Origin of the sequence: Burkholderia humptydooensis, from assembly GCF_001513745.1 — a bacterium.
Lineage (GTDB): Bacteria > Pseudomonadota > Gammaproteobacteria > Burkholderiales > Burkholderiaceae > Burkholderia > Burkholderia humptydooensis.
Map to the genome: position 1 here is coordinate 2,644,435 of NZ_CP013380.1, position 24,764 is coordinate 2,669,198.

Here is a 24,764-nt window from a genome sequence, read left to right on the forward strand (position 1 = left end):
AGCTCAACGAAAACGGTTTTTCCACTCCCGCATCAGCGTGAATGCCGCGAGCCGGTCGGGCGCCGCCTCGTGCAATTGCGTTTCGAGCGTCGCGCGGATTGACGGGCTGTCCGCGCGCAGGAACGGGTTCACCGCGCGCTCGTGCGCGATCGTCGTCGGCAGCGTCGGCTCGTGGCGCGCGCGGCGCGCGAGCGCTTCGTCGCGCCACGCGGCGAGCGCCGCGTTCTCCGGCTCGCACGCGAGCGCGAACTGGATGTTCGACAGCGTGTACTCGTGCGCGCAATGCACGCGCGTGTCGCCCGGCAGCGCCGCGAGCGCGTCGAGCGACGCGAGCATCTGCGCAGGCGTGCCCTCGAAGAGGCGCCCGCAGCCGCACGAGAACAGCGTATCGCCGCAAAAGAGGTGTGGCGCGGCGTTGCCCGGCCCGGCCGGCTGGAAGTACGCGATATGGCCGCGCGTGTGGCCCGGCACGTCGATCACGTCGAACTCGAGCGCGGGCGAACCGATGCGCACGCGCTCGCCGCCCGTCACGCGGCGCGTGATGTGCTCGATCGCCTCGTGCGCGGGGCCGAACACCGCGAGCGGCTCGCCTTCGCGCGCGGTCGCGAGCAACTCGGCCACTCCGCCGACGTGGTCGCGATGGTGGTGCGTGAGTAAAATAGCGGTCAGCCGCCAGCCTCGCGCGTCGAGATGGCGGCGCACCGGCGCGGCTTCGCCCGGATCGACGGCGACCGCTTGGCGGCCATCCGACACGAGCCAGATGTAGTTGTCGTCGAATGCCGGCACCGGCACGTATTCCAGCTCGTTCATGGGCGCGCAATCACCGAGATATGTCTGACCGTTCGATTATAGACTGGCCCGCCTGGACCGACTCCCCGCCCGGGCGCTACGTGCTCGGCTGGGAGCAGGCGCAGCTCGACCGCACCGTGTCCGACGTGTTCGGCTTCCACGCGCTGCAGCTCGGGCTGCCACAGCTCGACGCGCTGCGCGAGAACCGCATGCCGTGCCGCGGCCTCGTGCTCGATCCGGCGAGCGGCGCGAGCGCGCCCTATCATTATCCGTGGGCGCGCGAGGCGCGCAGCGCCGAGCACGCGCCCGCCGGGCGCAGCACCGTGTGGTGCGACCTGCTCGATCTGCCGTTCGAGTCGCAAAGCGTCGATCTGATCGTGATGCCGCACACGCTCGAGTTCACGTCCGATCCGCATCGGCTGTTGCGCGAAGCCGAGCGCGTGCTGATGCCTGAAGGCCAGCTCGTGATCACGGGCTTCAATTCGCTGAGCCTCTGGGGCGCGCGGCATTCGGTCGGCAAGATGGCAAGGCGGCCGTTCGTCCCCGCGACGCGCGACCAGATCACCTTCATCCGGCTGAAGGACTGGATCAAGCTGCTCGGTTTCGATCTCGAGCGCGGCCGCTTCGGCTGCTACCGGCCGCCGCTCGCCACCGACAAGTGGCTGTCCCGCTACGCGTTCATGGAGGCCGCGGGCGACCGCTGGTGGCCGATCTTCGGCGCCGTCTACATGGTGACGGCGATCAAGCGCGTGCGCGGAATGCGGCTCGTCGGCCCGATCAAGATGAAGAAGCCGGTGCGCGCGCCGGGCCTCACGCCCGCCGCCACCCCGACCACCCACCAAGAACATTCATGACGTTGCAAACCATCGACATCTATACCGACGGCGCCTGCAAGGGCAACCCCGGCCCCGGCGGCTGGGGCGCGCTGCTGCGCTACGGCACGCAGGAGAAGGAACTCTTCGGCGGCGAAGCCGGCACGACCAACAACCGGATGGAGCTCACTGCGGTGATCGCCGCGCTCGCGGCGCTCAAGCGCCCGTGCAAGGTGGTCGTCCACACCGATTCGCAGTACGTGCAAAAAGGCATCAGCGAATGGATCCACGGCTGGAAAAAGAAAGGCTGGGTGACGGCCGCGAAGACGCCCGTGAAGAACGCGGACCTCTGGCAGCGGCTCGACGCGCTCGTCGCGCAGCATGACGTCGAATGGCGCTGGGTAAAGGGGCACGCCGGCCATCCGGAGAACGAGCGCGCGGACGCGCTCGCGAACCGCGGCGTCGAATCGCTCGCGCAGGCATGAGCCCGCTCGCGCCCCTCTTTCCGCTTCACGACTGACTCGAATTCCGTATTCCCGACATGCGCCAGATCATTCTCGATACCGAAACCACCGGCCTGAACGCCCGCGCGGGCGACCGCATCATCGAAGTCGGCTGCGTCGAGCTGCTGAACCGGCGGCTCACCGGCAGCAACCTGCACTTCTATGTGAATCCCGAGCGCGACAGCGATCCGGGCGCGCTCGCGGTGCACGGCCTCACGACCGAATTCCTGAGCGACAAGCCGAAGTTCGCCGAAATCGTCGATCAGTTGCGCGACTTCGTCCGCGACGCGGAACTGATCATCCACAACGCGCCGTTCGACCTCGGCTTTCTCGACGCCGAGTTCGCGCTGCTCGGCCTGCCATCCTTCACCGACCACTGCGCGGGCGTGATCGACACGCTCGTGCAGGCCAAGCAGATGTTCCCCGGCAAGCGCAATTCGCTCGACGCGCTGTGCGACCGGTTCGGCATCAGCAACGCGCACCGGACGCTGCACGGCGCGCTGCTCGACTCGGAACTGCTCGCCGAGGTATATCTCGCGATGACGCGCGGGCAGGAAAGCCTCGTCATCGACATGCTCGACGAAGCCGGCGACGCGCACCGCAACAGCAACGAGCCGCGGATGGCGTTCAGCGGGCTCGACCTGCCGGTGCTCGCCGCGACCGGCGAGGAGCTCGCCGCGCACGAGGCGCAGCTCGACGCGCTCGACAAGTCGGTCAAGGGCTCGTGCGTGTGGCGCAAGGAAGCAGCGGCCGGCGAGGCCTGACGGGGCGGTGGGCGGCACGGCGCGCCGCCGCGCCGAACCGGTCTCACCCGCGCGGCTGGAGCGCGATCACCGACATCCCGGCGAGCGCGAGCGCCGCGCCCGCCGCATCCCAGCGCGACAGCGGCACGCCGTCGACGATCCTCAGCCACGCGAGCGCGACGGCGATGTAGACGCCGCCGTACGCCGCGTAGGTGCGCGCGGCGGCGGCGGGATGCACCGTCAGGAGCCACGCGAAGAGCGCGAGCGACAGCGCCGCGGGCGCGAGCAGCCACGCCGGCTTGCCGGCCTTCAGCACGAGCCACGGCAGATAGCAGCCGACGATCTCGGCGACGGCGGTCAAGACGAACAGCGCGGCGATCTTCGCGAGTGAGAGCATACCGGAGAGCGCGCGAGACGCGCGTCGAAAACGCCGCGCGACGCCGCGGCAACGGGCGCGATCATACCCCACGCAGCGCCCGCGAAATCGGCGCCCGATCGGCAATTTGCGCGATCCTCCGCTATCGTGCTATCATGTCGCTTCTTTCAACAGTCTACGTCTGTCATTTATTTCGGTCATCAGGCCGTCCGGCTTTACGCCGCAACGGGTTGACCGGAATTTCGCTCACAAGAAAGCACGCCTTCGGGCAGCTTTTTTCGTTTCGACGCCCTTGAAGGGCATTCAACCGGCCGCGCGCGCCACGCGATGCGCCGGTTCGCCGACCGTCCCCAAGCGGCGGTCTTTTCTCACGAGTGCACGTGCGCGACAACCACCGGGTCCGCGCCGATCGGCTCCCGTTATGGATTAAGCGCTTCATGCGCCCGGTCACGCTCGCGACCCTTGTCCGATCGCGAGCCGCACTCCCCGGCGAACCGTGCGCCCCGCCGCGCGATTCGGCCGCCGTCACAGGAGTTTTCGACCTTGACTGCAACACCCGCTCCCTCTACTTCGTCCATTGCGTCCGCCGAAGGCGCATCCGCCGCTCCGCACGAAATCACCGTCGTCGACCAGGGCCTCCTGAAGCGCGCCGTCGGCGCGATGGCGCTCGGCAACGCGATGGAATGGTTCGATTTCGGCGTCTACAGCTACATCGCCGTCACGCTCGGCCAGGTGTTCTTCCCGTCGAGCAGCCCGTCCGCGCAGTTGCTCGCGACGTTCGGCACGTTCGCCGCCGCGTTCCTCGTGCGCCCGCTCGGCGGGATGGTATTCGGGCCGCTCGGCGACCGCATCGGCCGCCAGCGCGTGCTCGCGATGACGATGATCATGATGGCGGTCGGCACCTTCGCGATCGGCCTCATTCCGAGCTACGACTCGATCGGCCTCCTCGCGCCCGCGCTGCTCCTCGTCGCGCGCCTCGTGCAAGGCTTCTCGACGGGCGGCGAATACGGCGGCGCGGCGACCTTCATCGCCGAGTTCTCGACCGACAAGCGCCGCGGCTTCATGGGCAGCTTCCTCGAGTTCGGCACGCTGATCGGCTACGTGATGGGCGCGGGCGTCGTCGCGCTGTTGACGGCCTCGCTGTCGCACGACGCGCTGCTGTCGTGGGGCTGGCGCGTGCCGTTCCTGATCGCCGGCCCGCTCGGCCTGATCGGCCTGTACATCCGGATGAGGCTCGAGGAAACGCCCGCGTTCAAGCGGCAGGCCGAGGCACGCGAAGCGCAGGACAAGGCGGTGCCGAAAGCGCGTTTCCGCCGGCAGCTCGCGCTGCACTGGCGCGCGCTGCTGCTGTGCGTCGGCCTCGTGCTGATCTTCAACGTCACCGATTACATGGCGCTGTCGTACCTGCCAAGCTATCTGTCGTCGACGCTGCATTTCGACGAGGCGCACGGCCTCGTGCTGATCCTGATCGTGATGGTGCTGATGATGCCGGTGACGCTCGCCACGGGCCGCCTGTCGGACGCCGTCGGCCGCAAGCCGGTGATGCTCGCCGGCTGCATCGGGCTCTTCGCGCTCGCGATTCCCGCGCTGCTCCTGATCCGCACGGGCGAGACGTCGCTCGTGTTCGGCGGCCTGCTGATCCTCGGCGCGCTGCTGTCGTGCTTCACGGGTGTGATGCCGTCGGCGCTGCCCGCGCTCTTCCCGACCGAGATCCGCTACGGCGCGCTCGCGATCGGCTTCAACGTGTCGGTGTCGCTGTTCGGCGGCACGACGCCGCTCGCCGCCGCGTGGCTCGTCGACGCGACGGGCAACCTGATGATGCCCGCGTACTATCTGATGGGCGCGGCCGTGATCGGCGCGATCTCGGTGCTCGCGCTGCCGGAGAGCGCGCGCCAGCCGCTCAAGGGCTCGCCGCCCGCCGTCGCGTCGCACCGCGAGGCGCACGCGCTCGCGCGCGAGATCAAGCGCCGCGAGGCGGCCGAGCGCGACGACGGCGGCTACGCGAGCGCGGCGGCGCTGCGCGCGTGAGATTCGAGCGCCGCGACGCGGCCGTGCAGGCGCGTCGTTCGATGACGGACCGCGGAGGCGGCCCCCGCGATGCCCAATGGGCATGGCGGGGCCGCCTCCGCGTTTTTGCGCGCGGCGTGCAGCAGGCGGGGAAGCACGCCGCGCGCCCGAACCGCCCCGCTCAATCGAGCGGCGTGCTCTCGAACTCCGGCAGCGCCTCCGCACGCGCGGACAGCGCAGCGAGCGCCGGATAGCGCGCCGGATCGATGCGCGCGAGATCCGGGTAGTCGCCCTTCATGAACTGCGTGAAGCGCCACGCGACCGCGACCGTCACGTCCGCCTGCGTGATCCGTTCGCCGACGAGCCAGCCGCCCGCGCCCGCGATGCGCGCATCGAGCGCGCCGTACGCGGCGTCGAGCTGGCCGAGCACGCGGTCGAGCCAAGGCTGGTGCTGTTTTTCGCCCGGCCGCAGGCCATGCTCGTAGACGACCTGCACCGTCTTTTCGGCCGCCGCGAGCGCGAGGCCCGTCAGTTCCAGCACGCGCACGCGGGCCGGCGGATCGTCGGGCATCAGCCGCCGCTGCGGCGCGACGAGCCGGTCGAGGTAATCGACGATCAGCGACGAATCGACGAGCATCGTGCCGTCGTCGGTAAAGAGCGTCGGCGCCTTCACGACCGGATTGAGCGACTTGAACGCGTCGAACTGGCGAAACACCGATATCGAGTGATGCTCGAACGGCAGACCGAGCAGCTTCGCCGAAATCGCGACGCGGCGGACGAACGGGGAATCCAACATGCCAATCAGCTTCATCGGTAACGCTCCGCGTGACGTGGGGGGACCGACGACTTTAGCGCGTCGCGCGCGCTTCGCCTAGCGCCTGTTCACGTTCATGACGGGCTTGCGCCGGCCGCCCGCCGAGGCCACGTGACGCGATACGACATGATCCGGTTTGGCCGGACCGGGCCGGGCTCGGCTCGATGCGCGCGGCCGCGCGAGCCCGTCACTGCTCGCGCAGCCACGCCGCGCCGAGCGGCCACAGCGCGCGATTGTCGTCGCGGAAATAGCCGAAGTGGCCGATCGCGTGCTGTCGGCGATCCGGCGAGATCTCGCGATGCTCGACCTGCGCGCTCGAATAGAAGTGATGCAGCGCCTGCACCGCGGCGGGCGGCGCCATCCAGTCGTCGCTGACCGTGTACGCGAGAATCCGGCCGCGGAAGCCGCGAAAGTGCTCGCGCAGCGGGCGGCCTGCGCCGTCGACCAGATAGTCCGGGTGGCGGCACCAGCGCGCCCACTCGCGCATCACGCCGGATGGCAGATCGGCGCCGTGCGCGAGGCCGGCGCGCCGCGCCGGCAGATGCGACAGCACGTCGCCCAGCACCGGCGCGATGCCGAACCACAGCGGCGCGAGCATCAGCCGGCGCGGCCACGGCCAGAGCCGCCAATAGCCGCTCGGACAGCAGATCGACAGCAGCGCCGCCGCGCGGCCGTTGTTATAGGCGAGGCCGAACATCTGGCCGCCGACGCTGTGCGCGACCGCGAGCAGCCGATGCGACGGCGCGCGCGCGGCCAGGTGATCGAGCGCAGCCGGCAGATCGGCCTCGCCCCAGTCGCGCAGCGTCGCGGCGTCGGCCTCGGCGGGCGGCTTGCGCGAATCGCCGACGCCGCGATAGTCGTAGGTCAGCACGGTGAAGCCGTCGCTCGCCAGGAAGCGCGCGTAGCGCTCGTAGAAGCCGCGCGGCACGCCGAGCGCGCCGTTCATCAGCACGCTGCGGCCGTTGCTCGCCGACGGCGCGCCCGGCGCATAGAAAGTCCCCGTCAGCAGCCGGCCGTCCAGTGCGGCAAACCGTGTCGTCTCGGCCGTGATCGGCGGTCGTTCGTGCATCGACATCCTCGCTATCGAGCGGCTATTGTGCAAGCGAACGCGATCGGCCGCCAGCCGCCCTCCGATTCGACGGCGCGGCGGCGAACCGGAACCGGTTGCGGCGGCCGCGCCGGTCCGACCGGCGCGGCGAAGTCGGCGACGCTGCCCAACGCGGGCATCGCGACGCACGCGACGGCGCGACACGTCCCGCGCTCACGCCGCCCACGGCCAGCGCGCAGCCAGCAATCTGCGCCCGCGCGCCGTGACCGTCGCCCGTTATCGGCGCGCCAGGCCGTAGAGCCGCCAGAATTCCGTCGCATACGACCGCGCGAGCTGCGGCGCGCGATAGAACACGTTGAAGTTGCCCGCCGCGCGCTCGTCGCGGGTCTGCGCGAAGCTCGCGCTGCCGAGCACGACCGCATCGACGCGCCGCCCACGACCAGCACGCGCGCGCGTGCGCGGTGGATCAGATCGACTTCGACCTCGGTCGAGCCGGCGTCGGCCAAACGCCGAAGCTGCGCATAGCAATGCGCAGAAAGAGGAGAAAACGGGAGCGAGACGAACGCGGTAGGTCATGGGGCGGCAATTGTAGCCACCTCCCGTTTCCTTGCAAACCGTTTTGCCGAGAAGCGGCGCGCGACGCGCGCTATGCGTCGAGATCGACACGGGAAAGCCACGCGCGCACGCCGTCCCACGAGCGGAAATCGGCCAGGCTGCGCGCCGGCAGCGCGGGATACGCGGCGGCCGCCATCTCCGCGAGCGCGCGGCCCGGACCGAGTTCGACGAACGCGCGCGCGCCCGCCTCGACGCAGCCCGCGACGCACGCGGCCCAGTCGAGCGGCTCGGCGATCTGGCGCGCGAGCTTGTCGACGCCCGCCGCGACGTCGAGCACCGGCGCGCCGTCGATGCCGGACACGAGCCGCGTGCCGGGCGTCGGCGCGCGCGCGATGCGCGCGCCGGCGAGCGTCGCGCGAAACCGGGGCACGGCGGCATCGAGCCAGCGCGTATGCGACGCGACACGCACGCAGACGGGCGCGACGCGCACGGCGCCGCGCGCGCGCGCGGCCGCCGCGAGCGCGTCGAGCGCCGCGTGCGGGCCGGCGAGCACGTACGCGTCGCCCGGGTTGACGATCGCGACCGCGGCGCCGTGCGCGGCGCACGATGCGTCGACGACGTCGCGCGCGAGCCCGCGCACGAACAGCATCCGCGCGTCGCCGTCGCTCGCCGCGTCCATCGCGCGTGCGCGCGCCGCGACGAGATCGAGCGCGTCGCGCGCGTCGACGAGCCCCGCGACGCTCCACGCGGCGACCTCGCCGACGCTGTAGCCCGCGACGCAGCGCCGGCGCGGCAGCAGCGCGTCGAGCCGCGCCATCGCGGCCACCGCCTGCAATGTGCAGACGAGCTGCGCGGCAAAGTTCTCGCGCAGCGCGTCGTCGCCAGCGTCGCGCGCCCAGGCGCGCGGGTCGGCGCCGAGCAGCGTCGCCGCATGCGCGAAAAGCGGCTCGGCTTCCGGCACGTCGGCCGTCAGCTCGAACATGCCGGCGCGCTGGCCGCCCTGCCCCGAACAAAGAATCGCAATCGTCATTGCAAGCCCTCTGCGTCCAGTGCGGCGACGAACAGGCTCATCGCGAGCAGGTCCGCCGCGCCGCCCGGGCTCAGCCGGCGCGCGACGAACGCGCGATGCGCGGCGGCCGCGCGCGCGCGCCAGTCGAGCGCGCCCACGCCGCCCGTTGCGAGAAATTCGCGCGCGGTTCGTTGCGCGAAGTCGAGGCCGTCGCGACCGCCCCGATGCAGCAGATTCGTGTCGTCGAGCGCGGCGATCAGCGCAAAGCACGCGTGCACGCGCGCCGCCTCGGCATCGTCGGGCGCGAGCCGCGCGCCGTCGCGCAGCGCCGGCACGCCGACCGCGTAGACGCGCGCGAAGCCGGCCGCCGCTTCCGCGCGCGCGCCGCCCGCGCCGTAGCGGCGGCCGGCGCGTTCGCCGTGACTGTCGGCGAGGCGCGGACCGCCGACGATCTCGCCGCCCCAGCGCGCGGCGACGAGCGCGCCGAGCGTCGCGCCAGCGTGTGGTGCCGGTGCGTATCGCTCGCGTTCCGGCGATGCGCGCAGGCCCGCGCCCGCGCACAGCAGGCCAAGCCCGAATATCGCGCCGCGATGCGTGTTCACGCCGCCGGTTGCCGCCAGCATCGCGCGCTCCGCGCGCAGGCCGATCTTGCGCAGCGTCGGCATGTCGGCGTCGTGCGCGCCGGCGTCGGCAAGCTCGGCGAAGAACGGCGCAAGCGCCGCCGCGCTGCGGTAGAAGGTGTCGGCCGTCATGTCGTCGTGGCTGCCCGCGTCGACGTGGCTCACGAGACCGGGCTTCGGCCACGTGTCGATCTCGAGGCGCAGGCAGCGCGTCGCTTCGGCGGCGATTGAAGTTGCTGTCGGCGCCGGCGTTGCCGGCCGATGCGGGCCGAGCGCCGGATAGCCGCGACGTCCTGAGCCAGTCCACGCATCAGATCCGCCTGAAGCGTCCTGCATGGCCGGAAAGTGCCGGGAAACGTACACGTTCGATACAGCAACGGCGCTCGACGCATTCGACGCGCCCAGCAGCGTACCCTCCACGCTCGCGCCGTCAAGCGCGCGCGCCGAATCCCGACGCATCGCATCGCGCCGGGCCGCCTTCGCCGCCGCGCATGCGGCCCGCTTCATCGCCACGCCTCCAGAAACGTCTGCGGCGCGGCCAGCTCGACGCCCGTCGCCGTCTTCATCGCGACCTCGCGCTCGCCTGCGTGCAGCTCTCGCCAGTTCACGCCCGTGCCGTCCGCGCAAAGCAGCTCGCCGTCGATGCGCATCGGCGCATGTGCGTCGATCTCGGCGAGCGCCGCGAGGAACGACGCGATCGCGCCGCGCCGCGACAGCGTCGAAGACAAAGGCGACGACGGCGACGAACACGAAGACGAAGACGAAGCCGGCCTCGAGGACATCAGCAAAACGTCGAGATCCGATCCGTCGCCCAGATAGCGCAGCCCCGTCAGCGTCTGCCACGCCAGGCTGCCGAACACGCGACAATCGACGCGATGCGCGTCGGCGAGCGCGCGCAGCCGCGCAAGCGTCGGCCGCCATGCGGGCGGCGCGTCCCGTTCGACGTCGGCGAGCGTCGGCAGCGCGCACACCTCGCCGATCTGCTCGCGCGCGGCCGCGAGCGCGATGCGCCGCTTCCCCGCCGACGGCGGCAGCGGCAAGCCGAGCGGCACACCCGCTTCGCACGGCGAGCGCCGCCTCACGACGAGCGGCCAGCCGCGCACCGCCCAGTCGCGCACGAACGGCTGCGCGCGGGCATCCTCGTGCGCGGCGAGCAGCGCGGGCCACGCATCCGCGCGCACGCGCACGAGCGCGTGCCGCACGAGCGGCGCGTCAGCGGCCGGCGCGCGCGAGCTCATACACGCGTTGCGCGACGTCGGCCGCGACGGGCCGGCCGCCGCGCTCGGCGCCGAGCCGGTCGCGCCGGTCGGTGCGGTCGGTCGGCCGCGCGACGATCGCGGCCAGTTGTTCGGCGAGCGAGCGCGCCGGATCGAGCACCGCATCGACCGCGCCCGTCTTCGCGAAGTTCTCGAGCCCCGGCGCGAACACCGCGGTCGACCGCGCCTTCTCGCGCAGCACGTCGACGGACAGCTTCGTCACGCGCGACATCGCCTGCAGATCCATCACCTCCGGCTCCGCGCCGGGCAGCGCGACGAGCGTGCGGGTCGCGAGCGCCGTCGCGATGAACGCGCCCGCCGCCGCATGCCCGTACAGCACGCCGATCGTCGGATGACCGAGCGCGTCCGCGTGCAGCAGGCACTTCGCGAGATGCGCGAGGCACTCGTTCAGGCCGAGCAGTTCGTCTCGCTTGCTCATCCGCTGGCTGTCGCCGTCGACGAGCACGAGAATCGGCGTATCGCCGCCGCGCCGGATCGTCGCGAGCACGCGCCCGGCGAGCGCAAGCGCGCCGTCCACGCCGAGCGCCGCGCCATGCGCGACGCCGATCACGTCGACCGCGCGCCCCGCGAGCGCGCCGCGCCCGGCGAGCAGGCCGCCGGCATCGGCCGCGATGTCGTGCCCCGACGGAAACAGCGAAGCCAGCACGTCATCGAGCGTCATTGCGCACCTCCGTCAGCCGGTCCGCCAGCGCCGCGAACGCGGCGGCGTCGAGCGCGGGAATCGCGTTCGCGTCGGGCGCGCCGAGCGCGCGCCACACGTCGAGCGCGTCGTCACAGTCGCCGAAACGCGCAAGGCGCCCGGCGAGCCGCGCATGCTCCGCTTCGAGCGTCGCCGTGCCGAACCCCTCGCCCGCGCGCACGCGCGCGAGCAGCGCGATCGCCGCATCGCGAAACGCGTCGATCGTGTCGTCGACGAAGCGCTCCGCGCCGCCGACGAGCCGCCGATGCTTGCCGCCCATCGTGCGCCAGACGAGCGCGCGATCGCGCGAATCGAACTCGTCGACACCGCGCCGGCTCTCGATCACCTCCGGCCCGGACACGCCGATGCGCCCGGCCTCCGACACCGCGAGCGCCGAGCAGCACGCGGCGATGATCCCGCCGCCGCCGTAGCAGCCGGCGCGCCCGCCGACGAGCCCGACGACGGGCACGCCCGCCGCGCGCGCATCGATCACCGCGCGCACGATCTCGGACACCGCGATCTCGCCCGCGTTCGCCTCCTGCAGCCGCACGCCGCCCGTGTCGAACAGGATCAGCACGGGCGCGGCGCACAGCTCGCGCGCCGCGCGCAGCAGGCCCACGAGCTTCGCGCCGTGCACCTCGCCGAACGCGCCGCCCATGAAGCGCCCTTCCTGCGCGGCGACGAAGACGGGCGCGCCGGCGAGCGTCGCGCGGCCGACGATCATCCCGTCGTCGAACTGCTGCGGCAAATCGAAGAGCGGCAGATGCGGGCTCACGAGCCGCGCTTGCGGGCCGGCGAACTCGTCGAACGAACCGGCGTCGACGAGCCCCGCGAGCCGCTGCCGCGCCGACGCCTCGAACCAGCTCGCGCCCGCCGGCGCGACCTTCGGATGCAGGGTCGTGGCGGCCGCGTTCATCGCGCGTCTGCCTCGATCGCGCGCACCGCCTGCGCGAGCCGCAGCGACACCATGTCGGGCCGCGCGCCGCCGTCGTTGACGGACAGCCGCAGCCCGCCCGGCGAGCGGCGCTCGACGAAATCGGCGACGACCGCCTGCCACACGTCGCCGAAGCCGACGGCGGCCGTGCGGATGTCGACTTCGCATGCGTTGCCGGGCAGCACGCGCTCGACGAGCACTTCGAGATTGCCCGACGCGACGACGCCGACGAGCGCCCACTCGGCGTCGCCCTTCGCGCGCTCGCGCGCGGTGTGGCGATAGTTCAACTGTTCCATTGCGAAACGCTCCTCACCAATTGCGGAATCGGGCGGGCGGCGCGTAGAGGCCCCCCGACCAATGCACGAGATCCTTGATCGACCGCGCGGCGAGGAGCCGCCGGTCGGCGTCGAGCGGATCGATGCCGAGATCCTCCGGGCGCCGGATCGCGCCGCGCTCGCGCAGACGCTCGACGAGCCGGCGGTCGCGGCCGCGGCCGATCTCCGTGTAGCCGGCCACGCCGCGAATCGCATGCTCGCGCTCGTCCGCGTCGCGGCATAGCAGCAGGTTCGCGATCCCTTCCTCGGTGACGATGTGCGTGACGTCGTCGCCGTACACCATCACGGGCGCGAGATCGAGCGCGAGCTTGTCGGCGAGGCGCAGCGCGTCGAGCTTCTCGACGAACATCGGCGCGTTCTTCTCGCCGAACGTCTCGCCGATCTGCACGACGAGCTTGCGCCCGCGCCGCAGCGCCGCGGGCGTCGCCGGATCGGCCTCCTCGCCCGCCTTGATCCACGGCTCGCTCGGATGGCGCCGGCCGCGCGCGTCGCTGCCCATGTTCGGCGCGCCGCCGAAGCCCGCGATCCGCTCGGCCGTCACCGTCGACGAGTGGCCCGCGAGATCGATCTGCAGCGTCGAGCCGATGAACATGTCGCACGCGTAGAGGCCCGCCGTCTGGCAGAACGCGCGGTTCGAGCGCAGCGACCCGTCGCTGCCCGTGAAGAAGACGTCCGAGCGCGCGCGGATGTAATCGTCCATGCCGACTTCGGAGCCGAAGCAATGGATCTGCTCGACCCAGCCGGATTCGATCGCGGGGATGAGCGTCGGATGCGGGTTCAGCGCCCAGTGCGTGCAGACCTGCCCTTTCAGGCCGAGCCGCTCGCCGTAGGTCGGCAGCAGCAGCTCGATTGCCGCCGTGTTGAAGCCGATCCCGTGATTGAGCCGCTTCACGCCGTAGCGCGCGTAGATGCCCTTGATCGCGAGCATCGCGGTGAGGATCTGCGTCTCGGTGATGCCGGCCGGATCGCGCGTGAAGAGCGGCTCGACGTAGAACGGCCGTCCCGCCTCGACGACGAAGTGCACGCGGTCGCCTGGAATGTCCACGCGCGGCACGCGATCGACGATCTTCTCGACCTGCGCGATCACGATGCCGTCCTTGAACGCGGTCGCCTCGACGACGGTCGGCGTGTCCTCGGTGTTCGGGCCGGTGTACAGGTTGCCGTCGGCGTCGGCGCTCACCGCGGCGACGAGCGCGACGTGCGGCGTCAGATCGATGAAGTAGCGCGCGAAGAGCTCGAGATACGTATGCACTGCGCCGAGCTCGATCTTGCCGCCGAACAGGAGCTTCGCGATCCGTTGCGATTGCGGGCCCGAGTACGCATAATCGAGCCGCTTCGCGATCCCGCGCTCGAACACGTCGAGATGCTCGGGCAGCACGACGCCCGATTGCACCATGTGCAGGCCGTGCACCTTCGCGCCGTCGACGGCGGCGAGCGCCGCGGCGAGCAGGTCCGCCTGCTTCTGGTTGTCGCCTTCGATGCAGACGCGCTCGCCCGGCCGCAGCACCGCTTCGAGCAGCGCGGTCGCGTCGCGCGCGGCCACCCGCTTGCGCTGCGCGAGCGGCGCGGCGGCGGCGAGGCGCGCCGCGCGCGCGTCGCGGGCGTCGTTCCATCCCGTCATAGAGTCGTCTCCTGCGAAATCCGTCCGGTAGGTTCCGCGGCATTGTAAGCCGCGCCGCCGCGGCGATTGATGAAGTTGGGCGATGCGACTCAGTGGCGTGCGCGATGGATCGGCGGGGCCGCGGCGCGCACGCCGATGGCCGACCTCGCCGCGCGCGATTTCACGGGCGACTTCACGGGCGACTTCGCAGTCGACTTCGCGGCCGAGACGTCACGCCCCGATCGCCGCCTTCGTCGCGAAAAACAGCAGCGACGGCCCGAGCAGGCACCCGACGCCCGTATGGAACGTCGCGATCAGCGCGCCGTACGGCACGAGCCGCCGGTCGGTCGCGGCGAGCCCGGCGCTCACGCCGCTCACGGTGCCCGCGAGCCCGCCGAAGATCATCGCCGCGCGCGGCGTGCGCAGCCCCATGAAGTTCGCCGCGAACGGCGTGCCGACCATCACGATGATCGCCTTCACGAGGCCCGTCGCGATGCTGAGCGCGATCACGTCGGAGCTCGCGCCGATCGCCGCGCCCGTCACGGGCCCGACGATGTACGTGACGGCGCCCGCGCCGATCGTCGTCATGCTGACCGCGTCCGAATAGCCGAACGCGCGCGCGACGCTCGCGCCGACGACGAACGGCAGCACCGTGCCGAGCAGCAGCGACACGACGCCGATGAGCCCCGCCTTGCGCGCCTCCGCGGGCTGCACCTCGAACGCGGTCGCGACGATCGCGAAGTCGCGCAGCATCGCACCGCCCATCAGGCCGACGCCCGCGAAGAGCGGCACGTCGGCGATGCCTTTCTCGCCGCCCGTGCACGCGCCGCCGACGTAAGCGAGCGCGAGGCCGATCACGATCGCGATCGCCGAGCCGTGCACGCGGCCGAGCGTGAGCTTCCTCGACAGCGCCGCCGACGCGAACATGATGCAGCCGACGAGCGCGAACGACGCGACGAGTCCGTTGTGCGCGACGACCTTTCCGAGCATGTCGATCATGGCCGCCTCCCGCTCAGTTCTCTTCCGGCTGCGGCAGCGCCGCGAGCGCCGTGGCGTCGCGGCCGACGCGCGCGAGCACCGCGATGCAGACCGCGCACACGGCGACCGCGCCCAGCGCCGACAGGAGCGCGACGGGCCCGCCCTTCAGCGCGGCGACCACGTTCTGATTGGCCGCCATCGCGACGACGACCGGGATGTACATCGCGCCCCAGAACGCGATGCCGGACTCGGTCTCCTTCGGCAGCCAGCCGCGGCGATGCAGCGCAAGCCGCAGGCCGATGAGCAGCAGCATCGCGATGCCGACGCCGCCGACGTTGGTCTTCGCGCCGATCGCGGCGCCCAGCAGATCGCCGAGGAAAAGCCCGGCCAGATGGCAGAACGCGAGCAGCGCGGTTCCGTAGATGATCATGCTTGTCTCCTGAGTCCTGATTCCTGATGACGGATCGTCGCGGCGCGAGCGCCGCGGCCCGGCGGCTCGTCGTGCGAAGCGCGTTCTCGGGCGGTAACGGCAATACATCGGCAATGCATCGGCAATAGCGTGAAAACCCGACGGCCCGCCGCGCCGGCTTGCCGTAGACTGGCGGCGGCGGGGGCGTCGCCGGCGCGCGCCACGCACATCCTAGTCCCGCCGCCCTCGGCCATTTATGAAGTTGTCGAATTCGATTCAGTGGGTTTAGCAATGCGTCCGTTACCGCCTGAACTGCTGCGCAGTTTCGTCGCCGTCGCGCAGACGGGCAGCTTCACCGCCGCGTCCGAGCGCGTGAACCTGTCGCAATCGACGGTCAGCCAGCACATCCGCCGCCTCGAAGAGCTGCTCGACCGGCCGCTGTTCGAGCGAGACACCCGCAACGTGCGCCTCGCGCCCAACGGCGAGGCCCTCTTTCGCTACGCGGTGCGCATCCTCGATCTGATGGACGAGGCGGTCGCGTCGGTCTGCGGGCCGCCGCTGTCGGGCAAGGTGCGGCTCGGCCTGTCGGAGGATTTCGCGCTCACGCACCTGACGGCCGCGCTCGCGAGCTTCCTGCAGCGCAACCCGGAAGTCGAGCTCGAGATCGCGACCGGCCTGTCCGGCGACCTGTTCGACGCGCTCGACGCCAGCCGGCACGATCTCGTGTTCGCGAAGCGGATCGCGGGCAGCCGGCGCGGCCGCGTGATCCGCACCGAGCCGCTCTACTGGTGCACGGGCCCCGATTCGCCGCTCACGGGGCGCGAGCCCGTGCTGCCGCTCGCGCTGCATCCGCAGCCGAGCGTGTCGCGCAAGCGCGTGCTCGAGACGCTCGACGCGATCGGCCGGCCCTACCGGATCGCGGTCGCGAGCACCAGCATCGCGGTACTGCGCGCGGCGGCGAGCGCGGGGCTCGGCATCAGCGCGTTCGCCGGCTACGTGATCCCGCACGGGCTCGCGAAGCTCGAAGCCGATCTGCCGCCGCTCGGCGATCTCGAATACGTGATCGACCGGCCCGCGAACGCGTCGCGCCCGGCGCTCGCGCTCGAAGCGACGCTCGTCGCCGCAGCGCACGAGTTCTGACGGAACGCGAAAGAAAGGCCGCGAGCAAGCCGCGAAGGCCACGTCACGCCCGCCGGCCGGTCAAGCCTGACCAAATCGCCATGAAGCGGTCATCGTCCGCTCAGGCGCGCCTGTCCAGAATGCGACTCACCGGCATGCGAAGTCGCCGCGCTTCGCGTGCCGATCCCGTCACCTTTCTGGAGCTCTCGATGAATACGCTTCGCTTTCTCGCCGCGGCAGCAGCCGTCGCGGCAGCCGCGCTGACCGCCACGGCGGCGCTCGCGTCGACGCCCGACGCGCCGCAAGGCAAGACCCGCGCGCAGGTGCGCGCCGAGCTGATCCAGGCGTACCGCGACGGCGTGATCCCGACGTCGGACGGCGACTATCCGCCGAGCCAGGCGACGATCGATGCGAACCGCGCGCGCCTCGCGGCGACCCATCCCGCGTGGGCGCGCGAGCAGCAACAGTAGCCGCGCCGGCGGCGCGCGGCTGCCGGCGGGGCGGGCGACGCTTACGGCAGGAAGCTGCTGCGCCTCGCGTCGATCAGCTCGACGAGCAGACGGTCGCGCTCCGCGCCGAGTGCGTGCATCGAATGCGCGCCCTGGATCTCGCGCAGCGCGTCGATCAACTGGCGATCGACGTCGGGCGAGAATGACGGCGCGCCAAGATCGCTCCACCAGCTCGCCATCGGGCCCGACAGGTGCTCGAGAAAATGCGCGATGCCGCCCTCGCCGCCGCCGAGATGGTAGATGAGGCTCTGCCCCATCAGCCCCCAGCGCAGGCCCGGCCCCCACGACACCGCCTTGTCCGCGTCCTCGACGCTCACGACGCCTTCGCCGACCAGGTGATACACCTCGCGAAAGAGCGCGGCCGCGAGCCGGTTCGCGACGTGGCCCGCCATCTCCTTGTTGAGCACGATCGTCACCTTGCCGAGACCGTCGTAGAAGCGCTTCGCCTGCGCGATCGCGCCGGCGGACGTCGCCGCGCCGCCGACCAGCTCGACGAGCGGAATCAGATGCGGCGGATTGAACGGATGCGCGATCAGGCAACGCTCGGGATGCGCGCCGCATGCGCTCTGGATGTCCGACATCCTGAGCCCGGACGAGCTCGATGCGACGAGCACGTGCGCGGGCAGCCGCGCGTCGATCCGGCGATACAGGTCGCGCTTGAAGTCGAGGCGCTCGGGGCCGTTCTCCTGCACGAAATCGGCGCCGTCGAGCGCCGCGTCGAGCGTCGGCTCGAACGCGACGCGCGGCGCGAGCGTTCCGGCGCGCTCGCCGAGAAAATTCGCGAGCGCGGCGTCGAGCCGCTCGCGCGCGTCGGGCGCCGGATCAGTCACGGCGACGTCGAAGCCCTTCGACAGATAGAACGCGGTCCAGCTCGCGCCGATCACGCCGGCGCCGACGACGGCGATCCGTTGAATCTTCATGGGCGGGTCTCCTGGATGGGCGAATGTGCGGACGATTGTCGCATCGAACGACGACGGCTGCGCGACGCGCCGCGCCGGCTCGGATGCCGCCGAATGCGCGAGGCCGCTCGCGCGCATTCGGCCGCTCCAGCACATTCGTCGGGCGCAAAAAAACCGCATGAGCGCCGAAGCGTCATGCGGTTGTTTCGATTCGCGCGGTTCGGCGGTGCGCCCGATCAGCACTCGATCGACGCGCGCGCGTCGTCGCTCAGCCGCCGAGCCTTGCTTCGATCTTCGCCTTCGTTTCGGCAAGCGCGCCCGGCAGCCGCGCGCCCAGCTTGTCGAACAGCTCCGCGTGCAGCGCGAGCTCGGCGCGCCATTCGTCAGGATTCATCGACGTGACCTGCGCGTACTGCGCGGGCGAGAACGCGAGCCCCGTCCAATGCAGATCCTCGTAGCGCGGCGTCACGCCGAACGCATGCTCGACGCCCTCGCCGCGGCCGTCGATCCGGTCGAGCATCCACTTCAGCACGCGCATGTTCTCGCCGAAGCCCGGCCACGCGAAGCGGCCGTCCGCGTCCTTGCGGAACCAGTTCACGCAGTAAATCTTCGGCAGCGTCGCGCCCGATGCCGCGAGCTTCTCGCCGAGCGCGAGCCAGTGCGCGAAGTAGTCGCTCATGTTGTAGCCGCAGAACGGCAGCATCGCGAACGGATCGCGCCGCACGACGCCCTGCTGCCCCGCCGCCGCCGCCGTCGTCTCCGAGCCCATCGTCGCCGCCATGTACACGCCTTCGCGCCAGTCGCGCGCCTCGGTGACGAGCGGCACCGTCGTCGAGCGGCGGCCGCCGAAGATGAACGCGTCGATCGGCACGCCGGCCGGGTCCTCCCAGTCGTCGTCGATCGACGGGCACTGCGACGCGGGCGCAGTGAAGCGCGAGTTCGGATGCGCGGCCTTGCGGCCCGTCTCGCGGCCGATCTCGGGCGTCCATGCATTGCCCTGCCAGTCGGTGAGCCGCGCGGGCGGCGTATCGGTGAGCCCTTCCCACCAGACGTCGCCGTCATCCGTCAGCGCGACGTTCGTGAAGATCACGTTCTCCTTCAGCGTCGCGAGCGCGTTCGGATTCGTCTTCTCGCCCGTGCCCGGCGCAACGCCGAAGTAGCCCGCCTCCGGGTTGATCGCGTACAGGCGCCCATCCTTGCCGGGCTTGAGCCACGCGATGTCGTCGCCGATCGTCGTCACGCGCCAGCCTTCGAAGCCCTTCGGCGGAATCAGCATTGCGAAGTTGGTCTTGCCGCACGCGGACGGGAACGCCGCGGCGATGTGGTACTTGCGCCCTTGCGGCGACGTCACGCCGAGAATCAGCATGTGCTCGGCGAGCCAGCCCTCGTCGCGCCCCATCGTCGACGCGATCCGCAGCGCGAAGCACTTCTTGCCGAGGAGCGCGTTGCCGCCGTAGCCCGAGCCGAAGCTCCAGATCTCGCGCGACTCGGGGAAATGCACGATGTACTTGGTCGGACTGCACGGCCACGGAACGTCCTGCTCGCCCGCCGCGAGCGGCCGCCCGACGCTGTGCACGCACGGCACGTACTCGCCGTGCTCGCCGAGCGCGTCGAGCACGGCGCGCCCCATGCGCGTCATGATCCGCATGTTGGCGACGACGTACGGGCTATCCGACAGCTCGACGCCGATGTGCGCGATCGGCGAGCCGAGCGGCCCCATCGAGAACGGCACGACGTACAGCGTGCGGCCGCGCATCGCGCCGCGAAAGAGGCCGTTCAGCGTCGCGCGCATTTCGGCGGGCGCGATCCAGTGATTGGTCGGGCCCGCGTCGTCGCGATGCTCGCTGCAGATGAACGTGCGGTCTTCCACGCGCGCGACGTCCGACGGATCGGACAGCGCGAGAAACGAGTTCGGCCGCTTCGCCGGATTGAGGCGCACCATCGTGCGCCGTTCGACCATCTCGTCGCAGAGGCGGTCGTACTCCTCTTGCGAACCGTCGCACCAGACGACGCGATCCGGCTCGGTCAGCTCCGCGATACGCGCGACCCAGTCGATCAGGCCGCGGTGCTTCACGTATTCGGGAACGTCGATCGGAACGGTGCGCGTCGCCGCGACCACGTTGCTTCGGGTCATGAGAGTGTCTCCGTGTTGTAGAACCAGAATTCCGTGCGTGCGCGGCGCGACGGCGCGCGCGGCGACGCGCGCAGCGGCGCTATGCGATGGCTGGGGGCGACGCATGCGCGTGTCGCGCATCGTGATCGTCGCATTCCACGTTCCGACTCCGACAATGGCGGAGCGTTCGTTTTTTTAGGGTTGGGAACGACTGAATCGCCGAGCTTGCTCATGCACCTGCCATACGATCAAGGTGAAAGCCAGCATACCATCGCGGCGCGCCCGGCGGCGTTGCGCCGCAACAAGGCGCGGCCCGCGCACGCGCGGCGCGGCTGCGTCGCGACGAACGCGCGCCGGGCCGTCCGCCGAACGCAATTGGAGCAATCCAGCATGCGGACGACAGGCGCCGACGCGGGTTTTCACCGACGGCCGCGCGCGGTCGGCGAGCGCCTGCTGCGCGCGCTGTCCGACGCCCGATTGTCGAACGCCTCTTGAAATCGCCTTCGCCGCGCCTATCTTCGAAACGCCGACGCAGCCGCCCCCGCGCGCTGCTCGCTTCGACCGATTTGTCGCGGTCCGACAAACGAACCGGTACGTATGCGCATACCGCCGATGCGTTCGCAGGGCCTCGTTCCAGGAGGACACGACCATGAGCGATCTCTATTTCGGCGCCGATCTCTTCAGCGAATTCGATCGTCTGCATCGGCAGATGACGAACCTGCTCGGCGGCTTCCCTTCCAGCATTCGAGCGAGCCGTCTCGGCGAATTCCCGCCACTGAACATCGGCACGACCGAGGATTCGATCGAGATCGTCGTGTTCGCGCCCGGCATGCGCGCGGCCGATTTCGACGTGTCGATCGACAAGGGGCTGCTCGCGATCAGCGGCGAGCGCAAGGCCGCGCAACGCGCGGAAGGCGACGTGCGCGCCTATGCGCAGGAGCGCTACAGCGGCGCATTTCGGCGCGTCGTCGAACTGCCGCAGAACGCCGATCCCGACAAGATCCGCGCGCGCTACGAGAACGGCTGCCTGCTGATCAGCGTCGGCAAGCGCGAAGCGTCGAAGCCGCGTGCGATCACCGTGCAATGAGCCCCGTCAGTCCCGAATCAAGGAGTCGATCGTGAACACCAGCCATCCAGCCGCACCACGTCAATCCGCCGCGCCGGCCCGCCGCGACGCGAGCGATGCGCCGCGCGCGCTCACGGTCACGCCGGCCGTCGACGTGTACGAAGACAAGCACGGCGTGACGCTATGGGCCGATCTTCCCGGCGTGCCGAAGGAGCGCCTCGAAGTGAAGGTCCACGACGGCCATCTGTCGATCGACGCGCACGCGGCGCTGCCGATGCCGGCGGGCCTGCGCGCGCAGCACGTCGAGGTGCGCGAACCGCATTTCACGCGCACGTTCCAGTTGAGCCCGGACTTCGACACGTCGAAGATCGAGGCGAATCTTCAGGATGGCGTATTGAAGCTGACGATTCCGCGGCGCGACGAAGCGCGCCCGCGGCGCATCGAAGTGATGTGATGCGACGTGAAGCGGCTGCCGCATCGGGCGCACCGTATACAGATTGCCGAAGCGCGCGGAAAACATGCCGTAGCCGAATCGCTTGCGCTCGTCGGCCGGCAGATGCGCGCCGGCTTCCGGCACGAAGTAATTGAAGCCGATGCCGGACAGCCGCCGCGAGATGCGCTGCGCGAAGCAACTGCCCGCGGTGCTCACCCTTTGCTGCGCGCTGATCCTGAATTTCGGCTCGACGACCGGATCGAACGCTTGCATGTCGACATTGGCGACCGCCTTGCGCCAGAACTGGTGAGGCGGCAGATGCTCTGCGCGATCGTGCAGCCGAGATCCAATTAAAAATATACCGATTCGGATTTCGAATCATTCCCATCCGTCAATTCGCTGGTGAATTCGATGTTTTTTTGGGCAGGCATGCAATGCCGGCAGCAACCATCCCGATAAAAACCAGACGAATATGCTCGTGCCGGCCCGTCGGTTTCCATGCGCGACGTCAATCCGGCTTGCCGATGCAACCATGCGAATGCATTTCGCAAGAATGCAAAATATCCGCTGCTTCAGCGTAGAATGCCGCAACCAATTTCGGTCCTACCCGGGAGAAAAATGGACATCTGCAATCGGGATATTGCGTCGTTCAACAAAATCAATATTGGTTGCGGGCATGACAAGCGGCCGGACTTTCTGAATGTCGATACGGACCCCGCCTGCCAGCCCGACATCCTGATTTCCGACAATGACTACGGCGGACTGCCGCGGCGGCATTTCGCCGCGGCGCTCGCGAAAGACGTGCTCGAGCACATCCCGCGCGGAGATACGGCGAACGTGGTGCTCGAATGGGCGGACCTGCTGTCGCCGGGCGGCACGCTCGAGCTGCGCACATCCAGCCTCCTCGGTATCGCCCGGCTGATGGAGCAGCATCCGAATTACGCCGACCAGGCGAACTACGCCGCCGGACTGTTCGGCAATCAGACTCATGCCGGCGAATTCCATTGCACGGCGTTTACCGAAGCGACGCTGAAGACCCAACTGATCGCGGCCGGCTTCGAGATCGCGAGCTTCGAGCTCGTCGACCATTGGCGCTTCGCGGTGCGCGCGATCAAGCAGACGGACTGGACGAAGCTGGCCGCCGCCGCGGCCGGAGAATCCAATCGCGCGTTCGTCGATATCGCGTATCGCGAGATCCTGTTTCGCGAGCCCGAAGCGTTCTTCCTCGAAATCGATCTCGCCGCGCTCGACGGCGGCACTTACTCGCGGCGCGATTTCGCCAAGAAGCTCCACGCGTGCGAGGAGCGCCGTCTGCGCGTCGCGATGAAGCACGGGTTGTAACCGCGCCGCTTGCGCGCGCACCGCCGCGACTTTTCTTTTGCCACCTCGCATTGGACAATGTGCGGCCAAGCTTCGCGCGCGCGAACGCTCGGGCTACTACGTCGTGCACGGCGCGCAGGCGAGCGCCCGCGCGAACGACGCGATCCGCACCGTCGGCGAGCTCGTCGCGCAGCCGTCCGTGCGCAAGCGGCGCTGACGGGCCGCGGGTCGCTCAGCGCGTCACGGTGGCCGAGATCTTCGCGATCGCGAACAGGAACCCGCCGAAGCACGGGCGAGCAGGATCGCCATCACCGGCACCCACGGCAGCTTCACCGACGCGAGATCGGCCTGATGCTCGGCCCCCTTGCGCACGCCGAAGAAACTTCACAACACCATGCGCATCATTCTCGTCAGCCCCATCGCCATTCTCCGCCATCGCGGCCCGCGGAAGGATCGGACCGCATCTCGTGCGCACCACGTTAGCGTCGCGCGACGAGCGATGAAAGCAGCAGTTCCGGGCTGTTCTCGCGCAGCAGACGGGTTCGCGGCTTCGCGCTCACCGGGCTCGAGCATGACAAAACGCCTTCGACATCCGCTGTCCATCAGACAATTCAAGTTGTAATATTCTGAAATTCCGGAAGCTCGCATGCTGCGTTCGCTCCGGATATCGAAAATCCAGCGGCCATGAGCCGCGAGGGGGAGCGTCGATGATCGATGGTTTCTATCGGATGTCGAACCAGACGGAATCCCGTCAGCTTTATCCCGTTCAGGAATACATCGATCAGCAAAACATGCCGCCGAAGGAGGGACTGCGCGGCATCTGTCCCGTCTGCGGCTCCGAGGCCAGCTTCACGAAATTCACGGAAAACCTGCGCGAGTCGGGGACGTGCTCGCATTGCGGCTCGTCGAGCCGTCAACGGCAGATGGCGCTGATGCTCCGGCGGCGCTTTCATGTCGGGCCGATCGGTCCCATCGAATTCCCGCGCGGATTTTGCGTGTACAACGCGGAATCGAACGGCCCGTTGCACAAGCGGCTGTCGAAATTGCCGGGGTACGTCTGCTCCGAGTATTTCGGGGATCGCTATCGCAGCGGCGAGATCGTCAAGGGCGTCCGGCACGAAGACCTCCAGAAGCTCTCCTTTCGTGACGCGTCGGTGGACGTCGTCCTGTCGAGCGACGTGCTCGAGCATATGCCCGCGCCCTACGACGCGCACCGCGACATCTTCCGCGTGCTGAAGCCAGGCGGCCGCCACATCTTCACCGTTCCCTTCAATCCGTCGAGGTACGAAGACGACGTGCGCGCCCGGCTCGTCGACGGCGAGATCGAATATCTGGCCGAAAAGCAGTTCCACGGCGACCCGGTTCGTCCCGGCGAGGGCATTCTGGTCTGGACCATCTTCGGCGTCGACATGCTGCACAAGCTCGAGCAAATCGGCTATGTCGCGCGAGCGTGGAATCTCTACGAACCGGAACACGGCATCGTCGGCAATTGCAATACGATTTTCGAAGCGTACAAGCCGGATGCCGGCAAGGGCTTTCAGGCGCTTCACGGCATCCGCGATCTCTATCGCTCGCTGACGTCGAAGCGCTGAGCCGCCTCCTGAACGCTCGCGATATTTCGCCGAATCAAGCTTGCGGGGCGCATTCATGCTGCCGCGCACCAGGAAAATCTATAATAACGGGCTTGCCATGCCACATCGCGTCGGCCGACGCCGCATGCGGCAGGCCGCACCGATCACCCCGCGCCGGTTCGCCCGCGCCACCGCGCCGATCGGCAGCGCCGAGCCCGCGCATCTGCCAGGGCCGGATTGCGCTGC

The 24,764-nt window shown here is 69.8% G+C and carries 27 protein-coding genes and 4 pseudogenes; 12 read left to right on the forward strand and 19 right to left on the reverse strand.

Going from position 1 to position 24,764, the window contains the following annotated elements; translation table 11 throughout:
• Positions 1-3: 3 nt before the first annotated feature.
• Positions 4-810: a hydroxyacylglutathione hydrolase gene (gene gloB, locus AQ610_RS11855; protein WP_006026338.1), complete on the reverse strand. Its 807-nt coding sequence runs from the start codon at positions 808-810 to the stop codon at positions 4-6.
• Between the two features lie 20 nt (positions 811-830).
• Here gloB and AQ610_RS11860 point away from each other — a divergent pair, with 20 nt between their 5' ends.
• Genes AQ610_RS11860 through dnaQ form a run of 3 tightly spaced genes read left to right on the forward strand, consistent with a single transcriptional unit; the run spans position 831 to position 2,868 of the window.
• The gene (locus AQ610_RS11860) at positions 831-1,643 is read left to right on the forward strand and encodes a class I SAM-dependent methyltransferase (RefSeq protein WP_009911917.1); all 813 of its coding nucleotides are present in this window, start codon (positions 831-833) and stop codon (positions 1,641-1,643) included.
• On the forward strand, positions 1,640-2,086 hold the full coding sequence (gene rnhA, locus AQ610_RS11865) for a ribonuclease HI (RefSeq protein ID WP_006026336.1): 447 nt from the start codon (positions 1,640-1,642) through the stop codon (positions 2,084-2,086). The genes AQ610_RS11860 and rnhA overlap by 4 nt, the downstream gene beginning before the upstream one ends.
• Before the next feature lie 56 nt (positions 2,087-2,142).
• Positions 2,143-2,868 carry a DNA polymerase III subunit epsilon gene (gene dnaQ / locus AQ610_RS11870; RefSeq protein ID WP_006026335.1) on the forward strand — a complete coding sequence of 242 codons (726 nt, stop codon included), beginning with the start codon at positions 2,143-2,145 and terminating at the stop codon, positions 2,866-2,868.
• A 43-nt stretch (positions 2,869-2,911) separates the two neighbouring features.
• Here the strand turns inward: dnaQ and AQ610_RS11875 are convergent, their stop codons facing one another.
• A complete protein-coding gene (locus tag AQ610_RS11875; RefSeq protein WP_006026334.1) occupies positions 2,912-3,244 on the reverse strand; it encodes a YnfA family protein in 333 nt (110 codons plus the stop codon).
• Positions 3,245-3,766: 522 nt separating this feature from the next.
• Between AQ610_RS11875 and proP the strand changes: the two genes are divergently transcribed.
• Entirely contained in the window at positions 3,767-5,251 is a 1,485-nt protein-coding gene (gene proP / locus AQ610_RS11880; protein ID WP_006026333.1) for a glycine betaine/L-proline transporter ProP, read from the forward strand.
• Positions 5,252-5,411: 160 nt separating this feature from the next.
• On the opposite strand, the gene AQ610_RS11890 is transcribed toward proP, so the two are convergent.
• The 13 genes and pseudogenes from AQ610_RS11890 to madL form a co-directional block, all read right to left on the reverse strand.
• Positions 5,412-6,041 carry a glutathione S-transferase family protein gene (locus tag AQ610_RS11890; RefSeq protein WP_006026332.1) on the reverse strand — a complete coding sequence of 210 codons (630 nt, stop codon included), beginning with the start codon at positions 6,039-6,041 and terminating at the stop codon, positions 5,412-5,414.
• Between the two features lie 190 nt (positions 6,042-6,231).
• The gene (locus AQ610_RS11895; RefSeq protein ID WP_009911913.1) at positions 6,232-7,113 is read right to left on the reverse strand and encodes an alpha/beta hydrolase family protein; all 882 of its coding nucleotides are present in this window, start codon (positions 7,111-7,113) and stop codon (positions 6,232-6,234) included.
• A gap of 11 nt (positions 7,114-7,124) precedes the next feature.
• Positions 7,125-7,412: a hypothetical protein gene (locus AQ610_RS37320; protein ID WP_080595027.1), complete on the reverse strand. Its 288-nt coding sequence runs from the start codon at positions 7,410-7,412 to the stop codon at positions 7,125-7,127.
• Positions 7,369-7,668, reverse strand: a pseudogene (locus AQ610_RS31800) (hypothetical protein). Before AQ610_RS31800 ends, AQ610_RS37320 begins: the two are co-directional and overlap by 44 nt.
• 70 nt (positions 7,669-7,738) lie before the next feature.
• Complete coding sequence (mdcH, locus tag AQ610_RS11900) at positions 7,739-8,677, reverse strand: malonate decarboxylase subunit epsilon (RefSeq protein WP_006026329.1); 939 nt, start codon at positions 8,675-8,677, stop codon at positions 7,739-7,741.
• Entirely contained in the window at positions 8,674-9,783 is a 1,110-nt protein-coding gene (mdcB, locus tag AQ610_RS11905; protein ID WP_162486748.1) for a triphosphoribosyl-dephospho-CoA synthase MdcB, read from the reverse strand. Before mdcB ends, mdcH begins: the two co-directional genes overlap by 4 nt.
• A complete protein-coding gene (mdcG, locus tag AQ610_RS11910; RefSeq protein ID WP_006026327.1) occupies positions 9,780-10,514 on the reverse strand; it encodes a malonate decarboxylase holo-[acyl-carrier-protein] synthase in 735 nt (244 codons plus the stop codon). Before mdcG ends, mdcB begins: the two co-directional genes overlap by 4 nt.
• A complete protein-coding gene (gene mdcE / locus AQ610_RS11915) occupies positions 10,489-11,214 on the reverse strand; it encodes a biotin-independent malonate decarboxylase subunit gamma (RefSeq protein WP_015600737.1) in 726 nt (241 codons plus the stop codon). Before mdcE ends, mdcG begins: the two co-directional genes overlap by 26 nt.
• Entirely contained in the window at positions 11,201-12,148 is a 948-nt protein-coding gene (locus AQ610_RS11920; protein WP_006026325.1) for a biotin-independent malonate decarboxylase subunit beta, read from the reverse strand. Before AQ610_RS11920 ends, mdcE begins: the two co-directional genes overlap by 14 nt.
• Positions 12,145-12,462 carry a malonate decarboxylase acyl carrier protein gene (gene mdcC, locus AQ610_RS11925; RefSeq protein WP_006026324.1) on the reverse strand — a complete coding sequence of 106 codons (318 nt, stop codon included), beginning with the start codon at positions 12,460-12,462 and terminating at the stop codon, positions 12,145-12,147. Before mdcC ends, AQ610_RS11920 begins: the two co-directional genes overlap by 4 nt.
• 13 nt (positions 12,463-12,475) lie before the next feature.
• Positions 12,476-14,122 (reverse strand): malonate decarboxylase subunit alpha, encoded by a 1,647-nt coding sequence (mdcA, locus tag AQ610_RS11930; RefSeq protein WP_006026323.1) that lies wholly within the window; start codon positions 14,120-14,122, stop codon positions 12,476-12,478.
• Between the two features lie 210 nt (positions 14,123-14,332).
• Positions 14,333-15,100 carry a malonate transporter subunit MadM gene (gene madM / locus AQ610_RS11935; RefSeq protein ID WP_006026322.1) on the reverse strand — a complete coding sequence of 256 codons (768 nt, stop codon included), beginning with the start codon at positions 15,098-15,100 and terminating at the stop codon, positions 14,333-14,335.
• A 13-nt stretch (positions 15,101-15,113) separates the two neighbouring features.
• Complete coding sequence (gene madL / locus AQ610_RS11940; RefSeq protein ID WP_006026321.1) at positions 15,114-15,509, reverse strand: malonate transporter subunit MadL; 396 nt, start codon at positions 15,507-15,509, stop codon at positions 15,114-15,116.
• A gap of 258 nt (positions 15,510-15,767) precedes the next feature.
• Here madL and AQ610_RS11945 point away from each other — a divergent pair, with 258 nt between their 5' ends.
• Together AQ610_RS11945 and AQ610_RS11950 are read left to right on the forward strand one after the other, a co-directional pair.
• Positions 15,768-16,628 (forward strand): LysR family transcriptional regulator, encoded by an 861-nt coding sequence (locus AQ610_RS11945; RefSeq protein WP_006026320.1) that lies wholly within the window; start codon positions 15,768-15,770, stop codon positions 16,626-16,628.
• 188 nt (positions 16,629-16,816) lie between these two features.
• Positions 16,817-17,077: a DUF4148 domain-containing protein gene (locus AQ610_RS11950; RefSeq protein ID WP_009911898.1), complete on the forward strand. Its 261-nt coding sequence runs from the start codon at positions 16,817-16,819 to the stop codon at positions 17,075-17,077.
• Between the two features lie 41 nt (positions 17,078-17,118).
• Here the strand turns inward: AQ610_RS11950 and AQ610_RS11955 are convergent, their stop codons facing one another.
• Together AQ610_RS11955 and AQ610_RS11960 are read right to left on the reverse strand one after the other, a co-directional pair.
• Positions 17,119-18,036 (reverse strand): 3-hydroxyacyl-CoA dehydrogenase NAD-binding domain-containing protein, encoded by a 918-nt coding sequence (locus AQ610_RS11955; protein ID WP_009911896.1) that lies wholly within the window; start codon positions 18,034-18,036, stop codon positions 17,119-17,121.
• Positions 18,037-18,283: 247 nt separating this feature from the next.
• On the reverse strand, positions 18,284-20,149 hold the full coding sequence (locus AQ610_RS11960) for a phosphoenolpyruvate carboxykinase (GTP) (protein WP_009911895.1): 1,866 nt from the start codon (positions 20,147-20,149) through the stop codon (positions 18,284-18,286).
• Between the two features lie 33 nt (positions 20,150-20,182).
• Here AQ610_RS11960 and AQ610_RS37325 point away from each other — a divergent pair, with 33 nt between their 5' ends.
• The 3 genes from AQ610_RS37325 to AQ610_RS11975 all read left to right on the forward strand — a co-directional run bounded on the left by AQ610_RS37325 (position 20,183) and on the right by AQ610_RS11975 (position 21,648).
• A complete protein-coding gene (locus AQ610_RS37325) occupies positions 20,183-20,623 on the forward strand; it encodes a hypothetical protein (RefSeq protein WP_231748918.1) in 441 nt (146 codons plus the stop codon).
• Positions 20,624-20,777: 154 nt separating this feature from the next.
• Entirely contained in the window at positions 20,778-21,215 is a 438-nt protein-coding gene (locus AQ610_RS11970; RefSeq protein ID WP_006026314.1) for an Hsp20/alpha crystallin family protein, read from the forward strand.
• A gap of 31 nt (positions 21,216-21,246) precedes the next feature.
• On the forward strand, positions 21,247-21,648 hold the full coding sequence (locus AQ610_RS11975; protein ID WP_006026313.1) for an Hsp20/alpha crystallin family protein: 402 nt from the start codon (positions 21,247-21,249) through the stop codon (positions 21,646-21,648).
• Here AQ610_RS11975 and AQ610_RS33380 read toward each other — a convergent pair.
• Positions 21,643-21,900: pseudogene (locus tag AQ610_RS33380) on the reverse strand (GSCFA domain-containing protein); the annotation flags it as partial. The gene AQ610_RS11975 and the pseudogene AQ610_RS33380 sit on opposite strands and share 6 nt — an antisense overlap.
• 345 nt (positions 21,901-22,245) lie before the next feature.
• Here AQ610_RS33380 and AQ610_RS11980 point away from each other — a divergent pair.
• Together AQ610_RS11980 and AQ610_RS38370 are read left to right on the forward strand one after the other, a co-directional pair.
• Positions 22,246-22,968 (forward strand): class I SAM-dependent methyltransferase, encoded by a 723-nt coding sequence (locus AQ610_RS11980; protein WP_006026311.1) that lies wholly within the window; start codon positions 22,246-22,248, stop codon positions 22,966-22,968.
• Positions 22,969-23,089: 121 nt separating this feature from the next.
• Positions 23,090-23,164, forward strand: a pseudogene (locus AQ610_RS38370) (GntR family transcriptional regulator); the annotation flags it as partial.
• A 15-nt stretch (positions 23,165-23,179) separates the two neighbouring features.
• Here AQ610_RS38370 and AQ610_RS31805 read toward each other — a convergent pair.
• Positions 23,180-23,319, reverse strand: a pseudogene (locus tag AQ610_RS31805) (DUF2970 domain-containing protein).
• A 335-nt stretch (positions 23,320-23,654) separates the two neighbouring features.
• Between AQ610_RS31805 and AQ610_RS11990 the strand changes: the two are divergent.
• Complete coding sequence (locus AQ610_RS11990; RefSeq protein WP_006026309.1) at positions 23,655-24,539, forward strand: class I SAM-dependent methyltransferase; 885 nt, start codon at positions 23,655-23,657, stop codon at positions 24,537-24,539.
• The last annotated feature ends 225 nt before the right edge of the window (positions 24,540-24,764 follow it).